The following is a 5,569-nucleotide window of genomic DNA, read 5'->3' as shown; positions in this document are numbered from 1 at the left end:
CGACCGGATGCTTCTCACCTACAGCGTCCTCGCCCTTCAGCAGCTCGCCTAGGTGGCTGTGTAACTCTCCGGGCTCCTCAAGGCGGTGGATCCGTCCACGCTCGGCGACCGAGATCCTCCGCGACTCCTCTGAGACCGCGATCGCGATCGCGTCGGTCTCCTCCGAGAGGCCCACGATCGCTCGATGGCGGGTGCCGAGCGCGCGGTCGAGAGAGGGATTCTGACTGAGAGGCAGGATGCATCCTGCCGCGACGATCTGGTTGCCGCGCACGATCACCGCTCCGTCGTGAAGCGGCGAAGGGGGAGTGAAGATCGTCTCGATCAGCTCGGCCGAGACGACCGCTTCCAGAGGAGTCCCCGTCTCGACGTAGGAGCGAAGCCCCACGTTGCGCTCGATGACGACGATCCCGCCGATTCCCTTCTGGCTCATCGACGCGAGGGCCTTCTGGATCTCGCCCAGTCGCACCGGCTCATCGAGGCGGAGCAACTGCTTGAAGAGCGGATTCTGACCGACTTGGGTGAGGCCCTTGCGCAGCTCCGGCTGGAAGAGGATCAGGAAGCCGATCAGCCAGACGGTCTTGAGGCTGCCCATGAGCCAGTCGAGGGACGCGAGCTGGAACCACTCGGCGGCGACGGAGAGGATCGCGAGCCCGGCCAGCGCCACCGTCATCTGGACCGCTCGCGTTCCCCGCACGAGCAGTAGGATCCGATAGAAGAGGAAGGCGACGATCAGGACATCGAAGAGATCGAGGATGAGTCGGGAGCTGATCGACATCTGAGCGTCCTCCGAGAGGATACAGAGCGGATCCTAGCGGACATCGAGGGGGGTGGCTAGTGGGCGTGTGACCGACGGCTGCCGGGAGGTGTCTGGGGCGATCGTCGTATGCGTCTGTGACCAGGTGCGTCTCCGCTTGGTAGTTAGGCTCGCGGAGACGCACCGGTTGAGATCCTCGATCATCCACCTCGTCCGCTGGTCAGAAGTAGTAGTGCGATCCGACGCCGATCATGATGGAGCTGAAGTTGTAGTCGACCTCCTTGAAGTCGACGTGGGTGAAGCCCACTTCTAGATTCCATCCGATTTCCGGCAGACCACTGAAGAAGTACTCCGCGCCGAGACCGGCGCCCATTCCGATGACCGTCTCGGTCGTCTCCTCGAGAGTCCAGTCAAAGGGATCGTCGGAGTCCCTGAAGCGGAGGCCCTTGTAGGAGAAGCCCCCTAGAGAGCCGAACGCATAGACGGTGGACTGCTCGCGGCGGTTGAAGTGGTAGAGAACCCGGCCGCCATACATCCTCAGATCGCCGATCAGGCCAAAGACGCCTTGAGCGGTCACTCGCTCGTTGAGATTCAACTTCCCGCTGAGCCCCCACGCGGGGAAGCTGAACTGAACGCCGAGGCCGACCTTCGGTAGGGGCTCATCATTCGACTGCGCGAGCGCCGGTGGCGCTTGCCAACCGATCAGCATTGCGAGTGCAACTAAAGCCAGAACCAGCCTTGTCATTTCGACACCTCCTCTTGGCTTCCTTCCAGGCCGCTTGCAAGGCTCGTCGGTCATGGCGGGAGTCTCCACAGATGCGGGATCGTAGAGACAGGCTCGCCCTTCCGACTGACCGCCCGACCTACGGCAGAAGGATCCAAGTTATCGTGACCACGCTGGGCCTGTCAAGCCATCTAGGAATGTAACTTGGGGACATATCGTCAAGTCGTGGGGCTGGCAGGTCACGAGAACGCGCGCGGGCAGGGGTAGTGCGTGCGCGGTGATGACCGTGGAGAGCGGATACGGACGCTCCGTCTGTCGCGTGGGTTCTCATGGTTGACATATCCGCGCGCGGCGCGGTATAAGGGGTCGCTCGTCATCCTGAATGACATCCTTGGATCTGAGCGACGGTTGCGTGCCCACTCACACGGTGATGAGGCGATGACGGCGATCCGTCGGCTCTTGGGAGCAGGCGGCGACGGAGAGAAGGGGAGACTGCTGATGCTTCGAGGCTCTTTCCTCATGGTTGTGTTGTTGGCAGCTTCCATGGGGCTGTCGAGGGGTGTGGCGTCTGGTGAGGATCCGACGGCGAGGTTCTTCTTAGCCCCTGATCAGATCTGTCTCCCGAGCAGCACTCTCTCGGAGCCGGACTCCTTTGAGATTGGAGTCACGTGCTCAGAGCAGCTGATGGGAGTACGTGGCAAGCTCCTCTACGATTCTGACAGGATCCGCGTCACGAGGCTGTCGACGGGGGACTTCCTCGGCCGCAACGGCGGACACGTAGCCGATCTGAGCAGCTACTCCAACGAGTCGGGGGAGATCCAGGTGGAGCAGGTCGCTCTTGGGGGGGACCCGCCGGGAGTCTCGGGCTCCGGGAGCATCATGAAGGTGTTTCTCTCTCCAGCAGGAGGCGATCCGACGAGTGACATCCGGGTGGAGTCGGTCGCGTTCAGGGATACATCGAACGCAAACATCCCGGTCTCGTGGCCGATAGACCCCCTCGAAGTCCTCAGAGGAGACGAGCCCCGCAGCGTGTCCCTGACCCCGCGGGCGAGGCGGTATGGTCTCTACTCTCTGCCCCTCTCTCTTCCGAGGGACTCGAAGCTCTCCGATGCCCTCCGGGGGATGGGCGCTGCCGGATCGAGGTCCTGGCTGGGATATGCCCTAATCGATGGCCGGCTTAAGGAGGATCCCGTCGTCACGCCGGCAAGGGGCTACTGGCTGGCCACCGCCTCTGCGGCGATGCCTGTTGTCGTGAGCGGAGCCGCGTGGTGCGACACAGTCGAGATCAACCTCAGCGAGGGATTCAGTAGCGTGGGAGTTCCCTCTTTGGACGTCCCGTTTCTGTGGTCTGAGGTGGACGTTCGAACGGAGGCGGCGACGGTTGATTTCGGCGGTCCGCTTGCCAGCCAGTATGTCGCTCCCACCGTTTGGTGGTATGTCGATGAGACCGGCGATCTCGTGAACAATGGCGATTACGAGTACGGCGGGCCGGAGACGGAATCCCTCGCCAACCGGGATGGAGGGTACTTGCTCTATGCCCGACAGCCCTGCCGCTTGGTGTTTCCGAATCTAGCGGCTTCGCCGGCCGGCTTCGTGGCCCGGCCTGCGCCGCCGGTTTTGAAGTTCGAGTCTCCGTTCTCCCGTTCGCGCAGGGAGCCCGCATGGACAATCAGGATTGCTGTCCAAGCCGGCGGTGTTCGGGGCAACCACGTGGAGGTCGGAGTCATGCGCGAGCGCGCCATTGAAGTCGACTCCTGGGATGTCATGAAGCCGCCGTTTCCCCACGATGGAATCGCGGTGGCGATCATCCAGGAAGACCGCGCCTGGACCGAGTTCATGCGGGCCTACGACTCCCCGGAGGAGGCGAGCCACGAGTGGGCCATTCGTGTTTCGGGGAAGCAGGAAGTGGCCTCCCTCGAGTGGGATGGTCTCGCCGGACTTCCTCCGGAGCTGCACCCGTACCTCGTCGATCCCGTGACGGGGCGGGGAGTCGAGATGCGCGCCGAGGGCGGCTTCGACTTCGTTCTCCTCGGCGGGAGCAGGAGCTTCACCGTCCTTGTCTCAGATAGACCCTTCGCGGGCGAACTGCTTGGCGCATCACGGACGGCCATACTGGAGGTGACCCCCAATCCCGCGAAAGGCCCGGTGAGGATCGTATATGGGGTGGGCAGGGCGGGTCCCGTCGCTTTGCTCGTATGCGATATCTCGGGACGCCAGGTAGCGGCGCTCAAAGAGGGAATCGAGGACCGGGGGCAATACGACCTGTCGTGGCAGCCGGATGCTTCGCGGCTAGGTTCGGGAGTCTACTTCCTTCACTTACGATGCGGCCGGGAAGTCGACTCGCGTCGGTTCCTGTGGATTCGATAACACAGACCTTGGAGGTGTCCTGTGCGTGAGAAGTTTCCGGTAGTGATGTGTTTGATCGTGCTTCTCAGTCTGGTGAGTCAGCCAGGATGCGGTGACGACAAGGGCACGAATGCCGACTCGCCGCCGGTCTTGAGTACGTTGGTCATCGCGGGCGGGAGCCCCTACACGCTGTCGCGAACGGTCACCCTCGCGGTGTCCGCGAGCGACGACAAGGGCGTTAGCGAGATCCTGATCGCCGAGAATCCGTCCTTCACAGGTGCGGCGTGGCGTGGCTACGCCGCGCAGATCCAGTTCGAGCTTTCGTCCGGGGATGGCTCCAAGACAGTCCATGCCAAGGTCCGAGATACTGGTGGCAACGAATCCTCGAAGCTCAGTGGGACGATCGTTCTGGCCGAGTCAGCGCCCGTCGCGGGATTGAGCCCGCACTCCTCGGCGCGCTCCTCGGCACAGGGTTCCCCGGCGTCGACCACACTCGAGCTGTGGATCGCGAATGCCGTCGACATGTACTCGGGGGTCTTCAAGCTGTCCTTCGATCCCGATCTCGTCGAGGTGACTGACATCGAGATCAGCGAGATCGCCGGTCATGTCCTCAAAGAGACAGGCGCGACGCTCTACGTGGCCAACGATGACTACGACAATGAGGCGGGCGAGGTGCTGCTCGCCGTCCTGCCGATCCAGGATGGCTTTGCTGGGGTTCCCGGGAGCGGACCGTTTGCGCGGATCACGTTTCTCCCCAGGGGAACCCTGGCGTCTCCCGCGACTGTGGAATTCGTGGAGGGGGAGTGGTCCAGGATCTACCGCTATCGGGAGGACGGACCCCCCGAGGCGATGGACGGTGTGGTCCTGATCGATGGTTGGATCGAACCGTGATCATGCGCTGCCGGCATGCGCTGACGGGACTGCAATCCGGGAGAGTGGAGTGTCGGTCCACCAGAGCCGGGCCTCGCGAGAAGTCGCGCGGATAGGCGTAGAGCAGGCGGCAGGCTGTATCCCCTTGGCCCAGGGTTCGCTTGGCGGACGCTGGGGACTTGATCGGCTGAGCCCGGATGGAGAGTCATGACTGTGCACGGAAAGGAGCTGGCCGTGGATTCTGGACGCACTTGGATCAAGATGGGCGACAAGCCTGCAGGAGGGCTGTGGCGGTCAGGGCGTCGGATGCTGTCACGGATTCTTGTTCTCGTTCCGGCGGTGATCGGGCTGGCTGCTATCAGTTGCCCGACAGCGGCCGCAACCACGTTGTGGGAGGAAGACTGGGAGTCTCCCGGATGGACGGACCGGTGGGCTGTTAGCAGTGGGACATGGGAGGCGGGGCAGCCAACGAGCGGTCCGGGGGCCGCCCACGGCGGGGTGAATTGCGCGGCGACCATCCTGGCCGGCAACTATTCGGATGGTGTGAGCACACGCCTGTACAGGATCGAGTCCTTCCAGGTGCCAGGCGCCCATGAGAGTCCCCGGTTGCGGTTCTGGCACTGGTTCAGCATGTCGACGGACGATTATGGGTACGTGCAGATTCAGGTGGAGGGCGGGAGCTGGCAGCAGCTCAGCGGCACATACACGAGTGTCAGCAGTGGGGTCTGGACGAGGCCGTCATTGGAGCTCACCGCCTATGCCGGGCAGCGCATTCAGGTGGCGTTCTACTTCTATTCGCACAACTACGGTGGTGGTGGGGAGGACGTCAGTTCGGGTTGGTACGTGGACGACATCGAGTTGGTGACCGGGACGCC

Annotated in this window: 5 protein-coding genes; 3 read left to right on the top strand and 2 right to left on the bottom strand. The window is 63.1% G+C overall.

Features of this window, described 5'->3' with window-relative positions; all coding sequences use genetic code 11:
* Together FJY88_11545 and FJY88_11540 are read right to left on the bottom strand one after the other, a co-directional pair.
* Positions 1-775 (bottom strand): TIGR00159 family protein (locus FJY88_11545; protein ID MBM3287966.1); only part of this gene is annotated, 775 nt, incomplete at its 3' end.
* A 199-nt stretch (positions 776-974) separates the two neighbouring features.
* Positions 975-1,553, bottom strand: coding sequence for a porin family protein (locus FJY88_11540; GenBank protein MBM3287965.1), 579 nt, complete (start codon positions 1,551-1,553; stop codon positions 975-977).
* A 609-nt stretch (positions 1,554-2,162) separates the two neighbouring features.
* Here FJY88_11540 and FJY88_11535 point away from each other — a divergent pair.
* The 3 genes from FJY88_11535 to FJY88_11525 form a co-directional block, all read left to right on the top strand.
* Positions 2,163-3,845 carry a T9SS type A sorting domain-containing protein gene (locus FJY88_11535; protein MBM3287964.1) on the top strand — a complete coding sequence of 561 codons (1,683 nt, stop codon included), beginning with the start codon at positions 2,163-2,165 and terminating at the stop codon, positions 3,843-3,845.
* Between the two features lie 21 nt (positions 3,846-3,866).
* On the top strand, positions 3,867-4,715 hold the full coding sequence (locus FJY88_11530; protein MBM3287963.1) for a hypothetical protein: 849 nt from the start codon (positions 3,867-3,869) through the stop codon (positions 4,713-4,715).
* 522 nt (positions 4,716-5,237) lie between these two features.
* The coding region (locus FJY88_11525; GenBank protein MBM3287962.1) for a hypothetical protein at positions 5,238-5,569 on the top strand (332 nt) is incomplete at its 3' end.

Source organism: Candidatus Eisenbacteria bacterium (assembly GCA_016867495.1).
Taxonomy (GTDB): Bacteria; Eisenbacteria; RBG-16-71-46; order CAIMUX01; family VGJL01; genus VGJL01.
The sequence above is the reverse complement of the archived record's forward strand: the minus strand, read 5'-3'. Positions and strand labels throughout refer to the sequence as shown.